A 16,436-nucleotide genomic window follows, 5' to 3' on the forward strand; every position below is an offset into this window, starting at 1 on the left:
CAGTTCTACTCAGCCGATCTTGACGTTCTTGTCCACGGTGGTCTCGTCGATCTCCGAGGTGCGTACGGTCACCGAGATCTGCCAGTCGCCCGCCATGGGGATCTGGACGCCGCTCGCCTTCCACTGTCCGGCGGCGACGCGGTCGGGCACGACGGGCAGCGGTCCCACCGACTTGGCGGCCAGCGTGAAGGAGACCTTCACCTCGGGGGCGTCCTTCGGCTTGCCCGCCGGGTCCTCCAGGGACACTCGCAGGTCGTTGGAGCCGGTGCGGCCCGGGTCGAGGGCGAGCTCGACGGTGCCCTTGCCGTTCTGGCCGCCGGTGTCGAACGGCAGCCGGATGTCGACGGGCCGGTCCGCGACGGCGACCTGGGACCCGGCCTTCGCCTTGTCCACCGCCTCCTGGGTGCGGGCCGGCTCGGTCGAGGTCAGCACGGTCGTCACGGCGAGCAGCACCACGGCGACGCCGGCCTCGGCGAGGACGGTGCGGCGCAGCCCGGTCCGCTCGGGGTCGGCATCCCGGATCCGCTTCTCGCGGGCGGTGCTCAGGGCGGCCTGCTGGCGGGCGAGTTGAGCGGCCCGCTTGGCGTCCTTGCCGTCGTCGGGGACGGTGACGGGCTCGGGCTCGCTCGCGCGCTCCTCGACGACCAGGGCGGCGTCGGCCTCCGGCGCGGTGTGCTCGGACAGGCGCGCGGTCCAGCGCCGCGAGACCGAGGCGGTCCCTACCAGCACCGCGACCAGGCCGACCTTCACGAGCAGCAGCTGCCCATAGGCCGTGTCGACCAGGGCCGACCAGGTGCCGACCTGCCGCCAGGACTGGTAGACGCCGGTCGCGGCGAGCACCGCCACGCTCCAGAACGCGATCCGCGAGAACCGCAGGACGGCCGCGCGCTCGATGCCGGGGGAGCGGTACAGGACGACGAGGAGGGTGACGAGCCCGCCGAGCCAGGCCGCCACGGCCAGCAGGTGCAGCACGTCGACGGGCATGGCGATGCCGGGCTGGAGGCCGGTCGAGGCGTGCTCGGCGAGTGCCCAGGTCGCGGCGAGACCGGCGGCGACCACGGCCCCGCCGATGGCCAGGCCGAAGGTGAGGTCCTTCTTCTCGGCCTCGTCCTCCCGCTTGGCGTACGCGCCGAACAGGACCGACACGAACAGGGCGGCGGCGCCGAGCAGCAGCAGCCGGGAGATCAGCGCCGCGCCCGGCTTGGTCTCCAGGACCGCCCGCAGGCCGTTCAGGTCGAAGGCGTCCGAGAGCTTCCCGGAGCCGGTGTAGGGCGTGCGAAGCAGCAGCATCGCGAGCGTTGCCGCGGTCATGGTGAGCCAGCCACCGACGACGACCCGCTGCACCGGTCCCACGGTCGCCCCGCGCCGCCAGCACGCCAGCACGAAGGCCGCGCCGCCGGTGAGCAGCACGAATCCGCCGTACGCCGCGTACCGCGCGATGCCGTAGAGGGCGCCGACGAGGCCGCCGCCGACCGCCTGGGTGGGCACGACCGCGGTGGTCGCCGAGGGCGCGCCGATCGAGAAGGTGAAGGCGCCGGAGACGGGGTGGCTGTCGGCGGAGATCGCCTGCCAGGCCACCGTGTAGGTGCCGTTCGGGATGCCGGTGCGCAGCCGGACGCCGTACTTGACGACGTCGCCGCTGCACAGGTTGACGAGTTCGGCGGTGTCGGAGCGCTTGCCCGTCGGGTCCAGGACCCGGATGGAGTTGGCGTCCAGGGCGACGCCCTCGGAGAAGGTGAGGGCGACCTGGGCCGGGGCGGTGGCGACCACCGCCCCCTCCTTCGGGTCGCTGCCGGTCAGTGCGGCGTGCGCCGACGCGGGCTCGGCGCCCGCGAAGAGCGCGCCGAGCAGCGCCACCGTGACGAGCAGCAGCCGGGTCAGGCTTCGGCTCGCGGTGGTTCGAAGGCGGGGGGCGGTGGCCGTCATGTCAGTCCCTCAAGTCCCTCTGGTTACCTCAGTGGTGCTTCGGGTTGTAGGTGGCTTCCTTCACCTGGAGGTCGACCTTGATGGGGTCGGCCTTCTCGAAGTGCAGCTCGACGGTGACCTTCCCGCCCTGCTTCGGCTTCTGCTTCAGACCCATGAACATGATGTGGCTGCCGCCGCGTTCGAGGTCCAGCTCGCCATTGGCGGGGATGTCGAAGGAAGCCACCTCCTGCATCTTCTGGTTCTTCGTCTCGTGGATCGTGACGTTGTCCGACAGGTCGCTGGTGACCTTGGTGAGTTTGTCGGCGGTCTTGCTGTCGTTCTTGACGGTGAGGAAGCCGCCGGCCATGTCACTGGTCGGCACCGGCATGAACGCGTCGCTCACCTGGAGCTTCGGCTTGGCGTCGGCGCTGCCGGAACAGCCCGCGAGGGCGAGCCCCGCGGACAGGGCTATGACGGCGGCAATCGAAGGCCGCGCGAAGCTCCTTGAGGGGCGGAGGTCGGGCGACGGGTGGGCGTAGCGGGCGGCGTGGGTGGTGCGGCGGTTCACGGGTTCTCCCCCTTGATGATCTTCGGCAGGTCCTTGGTGTAGTCGGCCACGGTCGCGTCCTCGCCATAGAGGACGTAGCCCTGATCCGTCTTCGGGGAGAAGGCGATGACCTGCGCCCCGTGCATCGAGACGACCTTGCCGTCCTTGTCCTTGGCGGCCGGGTCGATGCCGATGCCCAGCTGGCGGGCGCCTGCCTGAATGGTGGGGAAGTCGCCGGTCAGGCCGATGAACGACGGGTCCTGGCCCTTGAGCCACTTGCCGAGCGAGGCGGGGGTGTCGCGCTCGGGGTCGGTGGTCACGAAGACGACCTGGAGCTTGTCCTGGTCGGCCTTGGGCAGCGCCTTCTTGGCGACGGCGATGTTGCCCATGGTCAGCGGGCAGACGTCCGGGCAGTTGGTGTAGCCGAAGTAGATGAGCGTCGGCTTGCCCTTGGTCTCGGCGCGGAAGTCGAACTTCTTGCCGCTGGTGTCCGTCAGGACGAAGTCGGGCTTGGTGAACGGCCGGTCGAGCAGCGTCGCGGCCTGGGTCTTCGCCGAGGCGGAGACATCGGCGACAGGGCTCTTGGAGCCGCTGTCACCGCTGCTTCCGCACGCGGTCAGGGTGAGCGCCGCTGCCGCCGCCAGAGCGGCGGCAGTCAGCGCGGTCTTGTTGCGCATGGGGTGATTTTCCGGTCTTTTCCGGTTGAAGGTGTGCAGGAGGCGGGTTACGCGGAGCGGCGGCGTCCGGCGAACACGCCGAAGGCCACTCCGGCGATGCCGACGACGATGCCCACGACGCCCAGGATGCGCGCGGTGGTGTCGGTGTCCGACGAGGACGCGGCCTCGGTCTTCTTGCCGGTCGCGCTCGCGTCGGCGGCGGGCGCCGCGTCATCGTCGTCCCCGCCGGCCGCGGCGGCGGTCAGCTTGAGGGTCGGCGCCGGGTTCGCGGGCTCGGGCTGGCCCTTCTGCGGCTCCTGGATCCAGCGCACGACCTCGTTGTTGTCGTACGTCTGGAGCGCCTTGAAGACGAGCTGGTCGGTGTCGGAGGGCAGCGAGCCGATGGACAGCGGGAACTTCTGGAACTGGCCCGCCTCGATCGTCCCGCCGCTCCAGGTCACCTTGGTGACGGCCTCGTTGATCTGCTTGCCGTGCACGGTCAGCGGCTTGTCCAGCTTGGACTTGGTGACTTCGACGTTCCAGCCCGGCACCGGCTGCGGCATGACGGACGCCAGCGGGTGGTCGGTCGGGAAGTTGACCTCCAGCTTGACCGTCTTGGCGTTGTCGCGCTCGTTGGGGACCTTGAAGTCGACGACGGCGTAACCGCCCTTGGCGGCCGCGCCCTCCGGCTGCACGGTGACGTGGGCGAAGGCCGTACCCGAGAGCAGCAGGACGGATCCGGCGGCAACCGAGCCGACGACGGCGAGACGGGTGCGCGAACGGGCAGCGTTCATGGCAGAGACACTCCAGTGAGCAGGAAGGGTGGGGATGTCCACCGCGCCACGGGTGCGCGGGGACCCGCGACACCACCCCTGCGGTACGTGTGGGGAGTGGGCCGCGTTCAGGCTGCGAGGGCGTACGCCGCGGGTGGCCCGCGCCTGATCACCGAGTGCTGAAGTGCCGCCCCGGGCAGGGGAGGAGTCTCGCGGCGGTCCGCGACGGGGACGCTTGGGCCGGCGGCCGTCAGGAGCCCGGCGCACAGGGCCGCCACGAACGCCAGGGCGCGGCGCAGCGAGCGTACGGTCGTGGCCTCGGCCGCTGCCGTGACGGACTCGGCGGCCAGGCGCACCACGCGGAACAGGGCGATCTCGCCGCGCCGCAGCAGCCATCCGGTGGCGAGCGCCGCGAGGAGGTGGCAGAGCAGCATGGGGAGCGTGGGCAGCAGGGATGCGGCCAGCGATGCCGAGCCCGGGCCGCTGCCCGCCATGCCGGACATCATGTCGGTCATCCCGGGCATGCCGGCCATGGCGGCGTGGCCCGCGCCGGTGACCCTGGACGGGTCGATGCCCGCGTCGGTCACGATCCGCTGGGCGTCGGCCGCGCTGAGCGGGGCGGTGGCGCTGCCGCAGATCAGCTTCGCGGCGAACTGGACCAGCGGGACGTCCCCGGTGGATCCGTTGCCGGAGGCGGCCGCCGTGTGCTGGCCGAGGCCGAAGAGCGTGTGCAGGCCGAGCTGTCCGGCCGCGAGGGCGCCCGCGATGGACGGCAGCGTGCGCTCGCGTCCGGCGAGCGGTGCCACGACCGCGAACACCCCGAGGAAGCCGGCGAGCAGCGTCCACCAGGGGACGGTCGCACAGGCCGCCATGACGTGCCCCATCGCGGACAGCACGACGCAGACCGCGGCGAACACCGCGGCCCGGAGCAGCCGGAGACCGGCGCCTGCTGGGGCGTGGGGGGTAGACATGGCGGGGCCATCATCGCACTGCCCTTACCCGCTCCATACGGCAGGTCCGGAAGGTCGCCTTTGGATACGGGGCGGGGGTTCCGACGAAGCGGATGGGAGGGTTCCGGGGTGCTTTACACCGGCGTGAGGGTCGCGCGCATCCGCCGAATGGGCGCCATCACGTCAAGAGCGCGCTTACGGAGCGGGACTTGCGGCAATACTGCGCCCGTAGGGAGAAGGAACAATGTCGAGCCGCAGCGCCGCAGCCAGGAGGCTGGAGCATGAGCATCTGGTGGTCTCTCCACTTGCGGCGCGAGGCTGCGAGCGTTCCGCTCGCCCGTCGTCTTCTGCTCGGTGCCATGGAGACCGCCGGGGTCGACCCGGACATCTCCTACGACCTGTCGGTCGCGCTGAGCGAGGCCTGCGCGAACGCGGTCGAGCACGGCGGGGACGCCGTGTCGGGCAGCGCGTCGGCGGCCTACCGGGTGACCGCCTACCTCGACGGCGAGAAGTGCCGCATCGAGGTGGCGGACTCGGGGCCGGGCTTTCCGGTACGACGCGGCCGGCGCGCCGCGGTCCCGGTCAGAACCGGCGCCCTGGCCGAACACGGCAGGGGCCTCGGCCTGATCGAACAGCTCGCCGACCACGTGCACTTCGGGAACCGGCCCGGCCGGGGCGCGGTGATCAGCTTCGACAAAATCCTGAAATGGCGCGAGGGCGCGCTGCTCAAGGTGTCCTGAGCGGCGCGCCCCCGGGCGCGTGAGCGGTGCTGGATCAGGCCTGCTTGACCTGGGCCATCCACGCCTCGACCTCGTCCGCGCGGCGCGGCAGCGCGGCGGAGAGGTTCTTGTTGCCGTCCTCGGTGACCAGGATGTCGTCCTCGATCCGGACGCCGATGCCGCGGTACTCCTCGGGCACCGTCAGGTCGTCGGCCTGGAAGTACAGACCGGGCTCGACGGTCAGGCACATGCCCGGCTCCAGGTCGCCGCCGACGTACGTCTCGGTGCGCGCGGCGGCGCAGTCGTGGACGTCCATGCCGAGCATGTGGCCGGTGCCGTGCAGGGTCCAGCGGCGCTGGAGGCCGAGCTCCAGGACCTTGTCGACGTCCAGGTCGCCGAGCAGACCCCACTCGACGAGCTTCTCGGCGAGCACACGCTGGGCGGCGTCGTGGAAGTCGCGGTAGGGGGCACCGGGCTTGACCGCTGCGATGCCGGCCTCCTGGGCCTCGTACACCGCGTCGTAGATCTTGCGCTGGAGCGGCGAGAACGTGCCGTTGATCGGCAGGGTGCGGGTGATGTCGGCGGTGTAGAGCTCGTTGGTCTCGACGCCGGCGTCCAGGAGCAGCAGGTCGCCGGAGCGGACCTCGCCGTTGTTGCGCACCCAGTGCAGGGTGGTGGCGTGCGGGCCCGCGGCGCAGATCGAGCCGTAGCCGATGTCGTTGCCCTCGACGCGGGCGCGCAGGAAGAACGTGCCCTCGATGTAGCGCTCGCTGGTCGCCTCGGCCTTGTCGAGCACCTTGACGACGTCCTCGAAGCCGCGGGCGGTCGAGTCGCACGCCTTCTGCAGCTCCGCGATTTCAAACGCGTCCTTCACCAGGCGCGCCTCGGAGAGGTACACGCGCAGCTCTTCGTCGCGCTCGGCGGTGACCTTGTCGGTCAGCGCGGCCTCGATGGAGGCGTCGTGGCCGCGTACGCCCCGCACCGGACCGGTCGCCTCGGCGAGGGCGGCGGCCAGCTCGCGGACGTCCTTGACGGGCAGCCCGAGCAGCTGCTCGGCCTCGGCCAGGGAGTGGCGGCGGCCCACCCACAGCTCGCCCGTGCCGGACAGCCAGAATTCCCCGTTCTCCCGGTTCGACCGCGGAAGCAGGTAGAGCGTCGCCTCGTGCCCGTCGCCCTTGGGCTCCAGGACGAGCACGCCGTCCTCGGTCTGGTCGCCGGTCAGGTACGCGTACTCGGTGGACGCGCGGAAGCTGTACTCGGTGTCGTTGGAGCGGGTCTTCAGGTTGCCCGCGGGGATCACCAGACGCTCGCCGGGGAAGCGCCGGGAGAGCGCGGCGCGGCGGTCGGCGGTGTGGCCGGCCTGCGCGATCGGCTCCAGGTCACGCAGCTCGGTGTCGGCCCAGCCGGACTTCATGTTCTCGGCCAGCTCGTCGGAGACGCCCGGGTACAGGCCGTTCTTCCGCTGCTGGATCGGCTTCTCGTCGGTGGTCTCTTCCGGGCCCGCTGCGGCAGCAGCAAAATTGGACTCCGTCGGGCTGAGCTCCTCAGACACGTCTGCTCCTTGGTACGACACTGGGCGCCTTCCATCGTACGGGCGTGCGGAAGGGGGTCCAGGGTCCAAGTGCCTCTTACCGCGGCTAGGCGAAGCGGGCCGCGAGAATCACCACGTCCTCGGTGCTGTCCGCCTCGTCGAGACCGTCGGGCAGCACGGTGCGCAGGACGTGGTCGACCACGGCGTCCGGGTCGTCGCGCACCGCGTTGGGGACGCTCGCCGCGGCGGCGTGCAGCCGGGCGAAGGCCCGGTCCATGGGATCGCCGGTGCGGTGCAGCAGACCGTCCGTGTACAGCAGCACCGTTTCGCCGGGCTCGGGCGAGATGTCCACGCTGGGCGCCTCCCAGCAGGCCAGCATGCCGAGCGGCGCCGAGAGCGAGGTCTCCACGAACTCGGTGCGCCGGTCCCCGACGATCAACGGCGGGGCGTGTCCGGCCCCGGCGAGCACGATCTTGCGCCGGGCAGGCTCGCAGTAGGCGAACAGCGCGGTCGCCGAGCGAGCGGGCTCGGTCAGGCGCAGCAGCAGTTCGAGGTCGGAGAGCACGGCGACGGGATCCTCGCCCTCCATGACGGCGTACGCCCTCAGGCTCGCGCGCAGCCGTCCCATCGCGGCCACCGCACTCGGTCCGGACCCGGTCACGGAGCCGACCGCGAGCCCGAGCGCGCCCTCGGGCAGCGGCAGCGCGTCGTACCAGTCGCCGCCGCCACGCGGCCCGGTGCGGTGGCGGGCGGCCAGCTGGACGTGGGCGACCCGGGGCAGTCGGCTGGGCAGCAGCTCCTCGGCGACGGTCGCCACATGGGCGCGGGCCCGCTCCAGTTCGACGAGCCGGGCCAGGTGCTCGGCCGCGTACCGGATGTAGAGCCCGGCCAGGTGCTGCTGGCGCTCGACGGGCTCCGCGCTCTCGTCGTAGAACCAGACGGCGGCGCCGAGCCGGCCCGCGGCGTCGGTGGTGAGGGGGAGCGCGTAGCTGGCGGCGTAGCCGAGGCGGGCCGCCACCTCGCGGTGGCGCGGGTCGATGCCGTCCGGGTCCGCCATGAGGTCGGGGCCGCCGTCGGCGTCCGGAAGGCCGTCCAGGATCCGGCCGTACGCGGTGGCGCTGCGCGGCACGGTCTCGATGTGGCCGAGGTCGGCGTGGGCGAGCCCGAGGCCGGTGGTGACGGCCGGGCCCAGGCCGTCACAGGGCTCCAGGACGACCAGGCCGCGCCGGGCGCCGACCAGCGCGGCACCGGCCTTGAGGAGCTCGTCCAGGGCGTCGTCGAGAGCGGTGGTGCGGGCGAGCCGCTCGGTGAGTTCGTGCAGCGTGGTGAGATCGGAGACCCAGCCGGCGAGGCGGTCCTGGAGTACCGCACCGGGCGGGGTGTGGGCGGCGGGTGAGGGCAGAGGCGCACGAGTGTGCGCGGGGGGCGGAACGGCTGGATCGATTCCAGCCACTTTCGGCAGGTGAGGGGCGCTCATGGCAGCCGGCTTTCCGACTGGTTGATTCTGCTCAATAGCATCGCAAACCCCCATGTCATTCTGCGCCGCTATCAATGCATCCACATGTACACGCACAAGTGAGGGGATGTCCAGCATTGTCATAGCGGGACTATTGGTGTCCGTGGGGCGTTGAACTTGGCCAAAAAATGACCCTGGTGGCCCAGCTCTGGGGTCGACTGAAGCCGTTCAACTGTGCGTCGTTTCAACCGCGTTGGGTACGTAATCGGTGTGGTCCGGGGCAGTTGAGGATGCCTCGGAACCTTGCGGCCGGCCTGAGCGTCTTAAGAGCCGACCGGCCACGCCTCATCCCCGAGCGGCCGGGTTTTTGCACACAGGACGGCAAGCGCCACGTACGCGCCACCCTTCGCCATGCTTTAAATGGTTACGGGCAGTGGCCGTCGCAGCCAGTGGTGACCGCCCATGATCGGTCCTGGCGGGCTCCCCGTACCGCAGGCTCAAGCTCACAGAGCAAGTACGCGCAGTGAAGAGAAGCACACATGGTGTGATGTGGACTCGGCGTTCAACGGAAAGGAACGAGCGCCCATGCGCGAGATCCTCGGAAGGCGACGCAGGTTCCGGTTCCGGCGCAGTGAAAGGGCTGCTCAGCTCGGCGCCGCGCTGACCTGTGCGACCCGATGGAAATGGCCCGTGCTCCCCGGTGTGGGACTGGCCGCGGGCGGGCGCGGCTGTGCCTGTCCCGACGCCGAATGTGTGGTGCCCGGGGCGCACCCCTTCGACCCCGTACTGCTCGCGGCGACCACCGACGAGCGCATGATCCGCTGGTGGTGGACGAACCGGCCGGCCGCGCCGGTCCTGCTCGCCACCGGCGCAGGCGCGCCCTGCGCGATCAGTCTCCCCGCCCTCGCCGGAGCCCGGGCGCTCGCCGCCCTCGACTCCATGGGCGTACGGCTCGGCCCGGTCGTGGCGACCCCCACCCGGTGGTCGCTCCTGGTCGCTCCGTATTCGATGGAGCGCCTGGGCGAGCTGCTCTACTCCAAGGACTGGGTGCCCAGTTCGCTCCGCTTCCACAGCGCGGGCGGATATCTGGTGCTGCCCCCGTCGCAGACCGGCAAGGGCCAGATCCGCTGGGAGCGTCCCCCGCTGGGAGCGGCGGGGCCCTGGCTGCCGGACGTGGAGACGGTGGTGGACGCGCTGGTCGAGGCGAGCACCAGCGCACCGGACGGCGGGAGCCGGCTGGCGTACTGAGAACGGGCGGCCCCGGAAGCACGCGGGAGCCGGGATGCCCAATGAGCGAGAAGGCGGTTCGGTTCCCGAGCCGCCTTCACTCTTTCGTGTGTGAGCGGGCCCTGGTTGTAGGGGAATTGGGGGAGCGCACCAGGGGGCGCGCGGTTTCCGTGGATACCTTCGGCCCACCATCAGGAATTCCAGAGCAGGTGGGTCCCTCCATGAATCTCCAGCACCTCCGCATGGCCGGACTCACGGCCGTAGTGGTGGGTACCGTGCTGCTCCCGCTGGCAGCCTCCGCCGGGCCCGCCGGAGGGCCCGAGAGCGGGGGCGCGTCGGATGACGCAAAAAGCCCCCTGAGCCACGCCCTCGCGCGGGTGAACAAGCCACTGCTGCCGGCTCCCGAGGACGCCGCCGCGCACTGCGGACCCGAACTGGTCTCTCCCGAAGGGGTCGAGGCGCAGACCTGCGTACTGAACCAGGGGCGCGACATCTGGGCGCGCGCCTACTACCGCAACGCCACCGGCCAGGAGCTGCGCGCGGTCCTCACGCTGATGGGCCCGGACGGCCGGACCGTCGAGACGAACTGCCAGGTGGCGGCCGACGACCAGCCGGATTCCTGTGAAACCCCGCACCAGAACGAGCGGGGGCGGTTCGCCGGAGCGGAGGCGTATTCGGCGGTGTCGGAGTTCTCCGGGGCGCGAGAGGACTCACCGCTGCTCCTGCGTTCCGGTAGCAACTCCACGGAACCCACGGCTCGTTGACCCGAACCGGTAAATGGAAGGGCCCGATCGCTGGCGACGGGGGATGCACCAGCGACCGGGCTCTTAGAACGGTAACAAGAGATCTGTCGTTCGCAAATTCGATCTCGGTAATTCGGACACCGATTTACCTGTGCGTACGGTGAGTTGTGACAGGAGTCACCTGTCGGTCGACCGAAACCGTCCCCGCCGTCACTCTCAGCTGAGGGTCACTTGGCGGTTGGTGAGCCCGCCACGGGCCCGGCGCTCGTCCGCGGTGAGCGGCTCCTCGTTGGCGAGCGCCCCGGCGAGCCGCTCGGCGAACTCGGCGGCCGGCTTCTCGCACTCCTCGGCGCCCATGTCGCTCGGCAGGTCCCAGACCGGCACGGTCAGGCCGTGTGCCCGGAAGGAGCCGACGAGCCGGGTGCCCTCGCCGAGCGAGGACGTCCCCGCCGCGTGCAGCCGAGCGAGCGCGTCCAGGAGCTTCTCCTCGGGGTAGGGCATGACCCATCGCAGGTGGTTCTTCTCGGGGGTCTCGCACCAGTACGAGGAGTCGACCGACTTCAGTCGTACGGTCGGGATCGCGGCGGCGTTGGCGCGCTCCAGGGAGGCGGCCACCTCGGTCGCGGCGCTGTCGGCGTCCGGCACCCAGAACTCGAAGCCGGTGTGCACCTCCGGCTCGAACGCGGCGGCCGGGTCGAGCAGGTCCTGCAGGCGTACGCCGTCGGACTCGGCGCGCCGGGCGGCGACCGGCGAGCCGGGCTCGGCGACCAGCGCGCGCTTCAGCGTGTCGGCGAGGTCGCGGCTGATGTCGCCGGAGGGGGTTTCGTTCTGCAGGCCGATCAGCACGGACCCGTCCTCGCGGCGCAGTGCGGGCCACGCCATCGGCAGCACGGTCGCCAGCGTCACGGACGGCACGCCCTCGGGCAGCCCGTCCTTCAGGGTCAGCGGGACGGTCGCGGCCGGGACCAGTTCGCGCAGCGCGACCCAGTCGCACTCGCCGGCCAGGCCCTCGAAGGGGCGCTGGACCAGCTCGGTCACGGCATGCGAGGCGGCCCGCCCGTGACAGGCCTTGTAACGGCGGCCGGAGCCGCAGGGGCAGGGCTCACGAGCCCCGACGACCGGGATTTCCCCGTCGCTGATCTGCGGCTTGACGGCCTTCGCCTGGGGACGCTTCTTGGCCATGGTGTGGCTCTCTCCCGACTGCGGTGGTGCGGTGTCGCTGTGTCGGGCGCGAGCCTAGCCGTAGGGAACGGCCAGGGGCGGCAGCGCCGGTTGCCCGGCCCGGCCCGGAGGCGGTCGGCATGCCTCCGGGTGCCGTAACGCGCGCTGCCCCGGTCGTACGCGCCTGCCAGACCCCTGGCCCGGGGTTGTTCAGTCCAGGTCGTCGAACGCGTCCGCGAACTCCAGGCCCGCCACCGCAGCTCCCGGCCCTGTGACGCGCGTAGCGAAATCGTCGTGACGATGCCCCGTGGTGAGGATCACCCACACGGTGACCTCGCCGGACGCGCTGTCCCGGACGCCCCAGTCCTGGGCGAGGGCGCTGATGATGTTCAGCCCCCGGCCGCCGCGCGCGGTCACCGACGGCGTCGACGGGACGGGCCGTGTCGGTCCGCCCCCGTCCGTCACCTCGACCGTCAGCCGCCCTGTCTTGTCGATTCGCCAAGCTGCCTCGATGTCGCCGTCGCCTATGTCCGACCGCCCCAGCGGCCTGCCGTGCCGGCAGGCATTGCTGAGCAGTTCGGAAAGGATCAGAACGGCATCGTCCACGACCGGCTCGGACACCCCGCTGCCGAGCAGTTGCTCACGCATCCGGTGTCTCGCCTTGCCCACGCCCGCAGGGCCATGGGGTACGGCCATGCTCGACGACGTGGGCACCTCCTGTGCCACCACCAACGCCACCCCCGAGACCTCCTTCGCCCCACGCCACGGTGTGGATGCCCCAATGGACTGGACCGGAAACCGGCCAACCGACGACGGGCGACGCATTCGTCACGATCGGATACGGAGCGAACGCGCCGGTGCACTCCCTGTAAGGGGCGTTACATGCGGCCCAGTTGGGACAGGACCTGTTTCGGGCGGTTGGTAATGATTGCCTCCACTCCGAGGCTTACGCACAGATCCACGTCCTCGGGCTCGTTCACCGTCCAGACGTGCACGCGGTGCCCGGCGCGGTGCAGCCGCTCGATGTAAGCCGGGTGGTTGCGCACGATCCGCATGCCGGGGCCCGCGATCCGCGCCCCGGCCGGCAGCCGCCCGTCGCGCAGCCGCGGGGAGAGGAACTGCATCAGGTAGACGGTCGGGATGTCGGGGGCCGCGGCCGCGACCCGGTGCAGGGAGCGCGCCGAGAAGCTCATGATGCGGACCGGGGAGGTTTCACCGGCCGGCGGCGGCTCAGTGAGGCCGAACCTCTTGAGGAGGTCGAGGAGACGCTCCTCGACCTGCCCGGCCCAGCGGGTGGGGTGCTTGGTCTCGATGGCGAGCTCCACCCGGCGCCCGGCGTCCGCGACGAGTTCGAGCAGCCGCTCCAGGGTCAGTACGGAGGTGAACTCGCGGTCCCCCCAGTCCGGGCTCTCCTCGCTGTCCTTCCAGGAGCCGAAGTCGAGCGCCGCGAGCTCGGAGAGCTCCAGGGTGGACACGGCGCCGCGGCCGTTGGAGGTGCGGTTGACGCGCCGGTCGTGGACGCAGACGAGATGCCCGTCGGCCGTGAGGCGGACATCGCATTCCAGGGCGTCGGCCCCGTCCTCGATCGCCTTCATGTACGCGGCGAGAGTGTGCTCGGGGGCGTCCTCGGAGGCTCCTCGATGGGCTACCACCTGGACGCGGGCGGGGTCTGGGGTGTGCGGGCTGTGCTGCCGTGCATGGGTCACCGCGTCATCGTGCCACCGACGGGTCACAGGTTGGCGCACGAATACACAGCTCCTGCTTACAGTGGCCTGACGTGCGGTGGGAAAAGCTGAGCGCGGTCATCCGCACAGTGCAGGATCCGATGTCGGACCCCTGGCGCACCATGGTTGTCGCCGAGGCTCCACGCCGGCGCCCGGCACGACCACCGAGCACCACCCGCACACCGAGCACCACCCGTACCACCGACATCAGCCAGCCCGACGATCCGCCCCCAGGGCCGAGTGGAAACCGAGGAGAGCAAGCTGTGAGCACCGAGAACGAGGGCACCGCGGTCCCGGCCGTCCCGCCTGCCCCGTCGTCTGCACCTGCTGCACCTCCCGCTGCCCCCGCTCACTCGGATGCCGCAGCCGGCGAGGCGGAGAGCACGCCGGTCCACGAGGCCGTACCGCAGGCGTCCGCGCCGGCCCCGCAGCCGGGCCCGGACCCGGTCACCGAGCCGATGCCGGCGACGCCGGGAGCCCCGGCCCAGCCGGCGTACGCGGCGCACGAGTCGGCGCCCCCGCAGAGCGGCGGAGCGGGCTGGCCGCCGCCCCCGCCCACGCTGCCCTCCTACGGAGGCGGCGGCGCGGGCCATGGAGGCGAGCCCTGGGGCGCCCCGCAGCCCCCGGCCCCGCGCAGGCGCGGCGGCGGGCTGATCGCCGCGGTGGTCGCGGCCGCCCTGGTGGCCGGCGGCATCGGCGGAGCCATCGGCTACTTCGCCGCGGACCGGGACGGCAACGGCTCGGGCTCCACCACGGTCGCGTCCTCGGACACCCCCAAGGACTTCAAGCGCGACCCGGGCACGGTCGCGGGCGTGGCCGCCAGGTCGCTGCCCAGCGTGGTGACGATAGACGCCCAGGGCACCGACGGTGAGGGCGGCACGGGCACCGGCTTCATCTACGACAAGGAAGGCCACATCCTCACCAACAACCACGTGGTGGCCTCCGCGGCGAGCGGCGGCGGCAAGCTGACCGCGACCTTCTCCAACGGCAAGAAGTACGACGCCGAAGTGGTGGGCCGGGCGCAGGGCTACGACGTGGCCGTCGTGAAGCTGAAGAACGCCCCGGGGGATCTGAAGCCGCTGGCCCTGGGCGACTCCGACAAGGTGGCCGTCGGCGACTCGACGATCGCGATCGGCGCTCCCTTCGGCCTCTCCAACACCGTCACCACCGGCATCATCAGCGCCAAGAACCGTCCGGTGGCCTCCAGCGACGGCCAGAACTCCAAGGCCTCGTACATGAGCGCCCTGCAGACCGACGCCTCCATCAACCCGGGCAACTCGGGCGGCCCGCTGATCAATTCGGCAGGCGCGGTCATCGGCATCAACTCGGCGATCCAGTCGGCGGGCACCGGCGGCATGGGCCAGTCCCAGGCGGGTTCGATCGGTCTCGGCTTCGCCATCCCGATCAACCAGGCGAAGAACGTCGCGGAGCAGCTCATCAAGACCGGCCAGCCGGTCTACCCGGTGATCGGCGCCTCGGTCGGCATCCAGCAGGGCAACGGCGCGGCCCCGGGCGGCGGCGCGGACGGCGCCCAGATCTCCACGCAGGGCAATGCGAGCCAGCAGCCCATCACCCCGGGCGGCCCGGCGGACAAGGCGGGTCTGAAGCCCGGCGACGTCATCACCAAGTTCGGCGACATGCCCATCGACAGCGGTCCGACGCTGATCAGCGAGATCTGGACGCACAAGCCGGGCGACCAGGTCCCCCTCACGTACCAGCGCAACGGCAAGGAGACCACGGTCACGATCACCCTCGGCGAACGCAAGGGCGACAGCAACTGACCCGTTGCCGGTAGGCTGTAGCCGCTTCCGCCGCTGGTCGGCGGGGCGTGGGTGGGTTGCCCGAGCGGCCTAAGGGAACGGTCTTGAAAACCGTCGTGGCGCGAGTCACCGTGGGTTCAAATCCCACACCCACCGCGTGTGCCGGCCCAAGGGCCTGCGGAGAAGGGGCGTTCCGGATGTCCGGGGCGCCCCTTTCGCATGCCCGCCACGTTCCTCGGCGCCCCGGCCCGTCACCGGGCCGTGGTCATCCTGGCCGCCGACGCGATCGTGGCGAGGGCCTCGCGTTCGGTGAGGCCCGTACGTGTCGCGGCCGATACCAGCGCGCCGGTCAGCTCCTCGCCGATGCCGTTCTCGTACGCGCGGCACGCCGCCCAGAACAGCCGGGTGTTGCGCTGGCCCTCGTGGGCGGCCAGCACGAACTGGACCAGGCCCTGCCCCTGGTGATCACCATGCTGCTGCGGATGGTGAGGGCGCGCGGCGGGCGTGAGCAGGTCCAGGAGGGCGCCGGGGCAGGGGGCCGGGCCGAGGTGGGCGGTGCCGGGGGCGAGGCGGTAGACGCCCCGGGTGCTCAGCGAGCCGGGGCCGACCAGATAGCCGCCGGCGCCCCGGATGTCGATGCCGGGGGCGAGGCGGCTCGCGGAGTTCGGCACGACAGCGCCGGACGGCCCGGTCAGCCAGATGTGCCGGCCCCCGCTCGGAGTGATCACGACCACGGTCTCGGGGATCGTGAACAGGTGCCGCAGCGCCAGGTGCTGGAGCGCGGCCGTCGCATCGGCCGCCGGGGGTTTGGTGTCGAGATCGATGCCTATGAGGTGGTGCGGCGGGCGCCCGCAGGCGATGCCGTAGCCGGTGGCCCAGGGTGCGGCCGCGAACAGCGCGCGCACCGCGGTCGGGTCGGTGGTGGCGTCGTGCACCCCGTGCCCTGTGAGCCCGCACTCGCCCCGGCAGAGCACCGGCCGGGGCTCCTCCCGGTGCGGCGAGGGGAGCGCGGGGAGCTTGGTGCGGGACAGCGGGATGACGGGCAGGCCGCGCTCGGCGGCGGACAGGGCGTGGGCGAGGGCCAGGGTGGCGGCCTGCCGGTCGATGGTGGCCATGGCTCCATGTTCGTACGAATGTTCGAGAAAGGGAATCCCTTCCAGGGGTGACCGGCGCGATTCCGGAGCTGTCCGGGACGGCCTGCACGGCGATCCGGTGCCGTATCGGTGTCCTCCGGGCGAGTTTTCGATGGCGGTCGAAGATTGGCCGAATCCGAGCTGAAACGGT

Annotated in this window: 15 protein-coding genes and 1 tRNA gene; 5 read left to right on the top strand and 11 right to left on the bottom strand. The window is 71.5% G+C overall.

The genetic code is table 11. From position 1 onward, the window contains the following. Window positions 1-9 precede the first annotated feature (9 nt). From IE206_RS25185 to IE206_RS25205, 5 genes are all read right to left on the bottom strand, one after another. The gene (locus IE206_RS25185) at window positions 10-1,926 is read right to left on the bottom strand and encodes a copper resistance CopC/CopD family protein (RefSeq protein ID WP_189965795.1); all 1,917 of its coding nucleotides are present in this window, start codon (window positions 1,924-1,926) and stop codon (window positions 10-12) included. A 28-nt stretch (window positions 1,927-1,954) separates the two neighbouring features. Then, the gene (locus IE206_RS25190; RefSeq protein WP_226598989.1) at window positions 1,955-2,389 is read right to left on the bottom strand and encodes a copper chaperone PCu(A)C; all 435 of its coding nucleotides are present in this window, start codon (window positions 2,387-2,389) and stop codon (window positions 1,955-1,957) included. 80 nt (window positions 2,390-2,469) lie between these two features. Continuing rightward, window positions 2,470-3,129, bottom strand: coding sequence for an SCO family protein (locus IE206_RS25195; RefSeq protein WP_189965797.1), 660 nt, complete (start codon window positions 3,127-3,129; stop codon window positions 2,470-2,472). 47 nt (window positions 3,130-3,176) lie between these two features. Next, window positions 3,177-3,902 (bottom strand): YcnI family copper-binding membrane protein, encoded by a 726-nt coding sequence (locus IE206_RS25200; RefSeq protein ID WP_189965798.1) that lies wholly within the window; start codon window positions 3,900-3,902, stop codon window positions 3,177-3,179. A gap of 107 nt (window positions 3,903-4,009) precedes the next feature. After that, complete coding sequence (locus IE206_RS25205; protein ID WP_189965799.1) at window positions 4,010-4,852, bottom strand: hypothetical protein; 843 nt, start codon at window positions 4,850-4,852, stop codon at window positions 4,010-4,012. Window positions 4,853-5,112: 260 nt separating this feature from the next. Here IE206_RS25205 and IE206_RS25210 point away from each other — a divergent pair, with 260 nt between their 5' ends. Continuing rightward, a complete protein-coding gene (locus tag IE206_RS25210) occupies window positions 5,113-5,571 on the top strand; it encodes an ATP-binding protein (RefSeq protein ID WP_189965801.1) in 459 nt (152 codons plus the stop codon). Window positions 5,572-5,605: 34 nt separating this feature from the next. Here the strand turns inward: IE206_RS25210 and IE206_RS25215 are convergent, their stop codons facing one another. Further along, window positions 5,606-7,102: an aminopeptidase P family protein gene (locus tag IE206_RS25215; RefSeq protein ID WP_189965803.1), complete on the bottom strand. Its 1,497-nt coding sequence runs from the start codon at window positions 7,100-7,102 to the stop codon at window positions 5,606-5,608. Window positions 7,103-7,187: 85 nt separating this feature from the next. Continuing rightward, window positions 7,188-8,675, bottom strand: a complete 1,488-nt coding sequence (locus tag IE206_RS25220) for a PP2C family protein-serine/threonine phosphatase (RefSeq protein ID WP_189966029.1) — start codon at window positions 8,673-8,675, stop codon at window positions 7,188-7,190. A 447-nt stretch (window positions 8,676-9,122) separates the two neighbouring features. Here IE206_RS25220 and IE206_RS25225 point away from each other — a divergent pair, with 447 nt between their 5' ends. Further along, window positions 9,123-9,785 carry a bifunctional DNA primase/polymerase gene (locus IE206_RS25225; protein ID WP_189965805.1) on the top strand — a complete coding sequence of 221 codons (663 nt, stop codon included), beginning with the start codon at window positions 9,123-9,125 and terminating at the stop codon, window positions 9,783-9,785. Between the two features lie 200 nt (window positions 9,786-9,985). Next, window positions 9,986-10,528 carry a hypothetical protein gene (locus IE206_RS25230; RefSeq protein WP_189965807.1) on the top strand — a complete coding sequence of 181 codons (543 nt, stop codon included), beginning with the start codon at window positions 9,986-9,988 and terminating at the stop codon, window positions 10,526-10,528. A 195-nt stretch (window positions 10,529-10,723) separates the two neighbouring features. On the opposite strand, the gene IE206_RS25235 is transcribed toward IE206_RS25230, so the two are convergent. The 3 genes from IE206_RS25235 to IE206_RS25245 form a co-directional block, all read right to left on the bottom strand. Beyond that, the gene (locus tag IE206_RS25235; RefSeq protein ID WP_189965809.1) at window positions 10,724-11,689 is read right to left on the bottom strand and encodes a DUF5926 family protein; all 966 of its coding nucleotides are present in this window, start codon (window positions 11,687-11,689) and stop codon (window positions 10,724-10,726) included. A gap of 189 nt (window positions 11,690-11,878) precedes the next feature. Further along, window positions 11,879-12,493, bottom strand: coding sequence for an ATP-binding protein (locus tag IE206_RS25240; protein ID WP_189965811.1), 615 nt, complete (start codon window positions 12,491-12,493; stop codon window positions 11,879-11,881). A gap of 53 nt (window positions 12,494-12,546) precedes the next feature. Next, window positions 12,547-13,374, bottom strand: coding sequence for a glycerophosphodiester phosphodiesterase (locus IE206_RS25245; RefSeq protein ID WP_189965813.1), 828 nt, complete (start codon window positions 13,372-13,374; stop codon window positions 12,547-12,549). A gap of 281 nt (window positions 13,375-13,655) precedes the next feature. Here IE206_RS25245 and IE206_RS25250 point away from each other — a divergent pair, with 281 nt between their 5' ends. Then, complete coding sequence (locus IE206_RS25250) at window positions 13,656-15,173, top strand: S1C family serine protease (protein WP_226598980.1); 1,518 nt, start codon at window positions 13,656-13,658, stop codon at window positions 15,171-15,173. 50 nt (window positions 15,174-15,223) lie between these two features. After that, window positions 15,224-15,308: transfer RNA gene (locus tag IE206_RS25255), tRNA-Ser, on the top strand. A 95-nt stretch (window positions 15,309-15,403) separates the two neighbouring features. Here IE206_RS25255 and IE206_RS25260 read toward each other — a convergent pair. Continuing rightward, window positions 15,404-16,267: a bifunctional DNA primase/polymerase gene (locus IE206_RS25260; protein ID WP_189965815.1), complete on the bottom strand. Its 864-nt coding sequence runs from the start codon at window positions 16,265-16,267 to the stop codon at window positions 15,404-15,406. Window positions 16,268-16,436: the final 169 nt, after the last annotated feature.

This window comes from Streptomyces violascens (assembly GCF_014649955.1).
In the GTDB taxonomy this organism is placed as follows: domain Bacteria; phylum Actinomycetota; class Actinomycetes; order Streptomycetales; family Streptomycetaceae; genus Streptomyces; species Streptomyces violascens.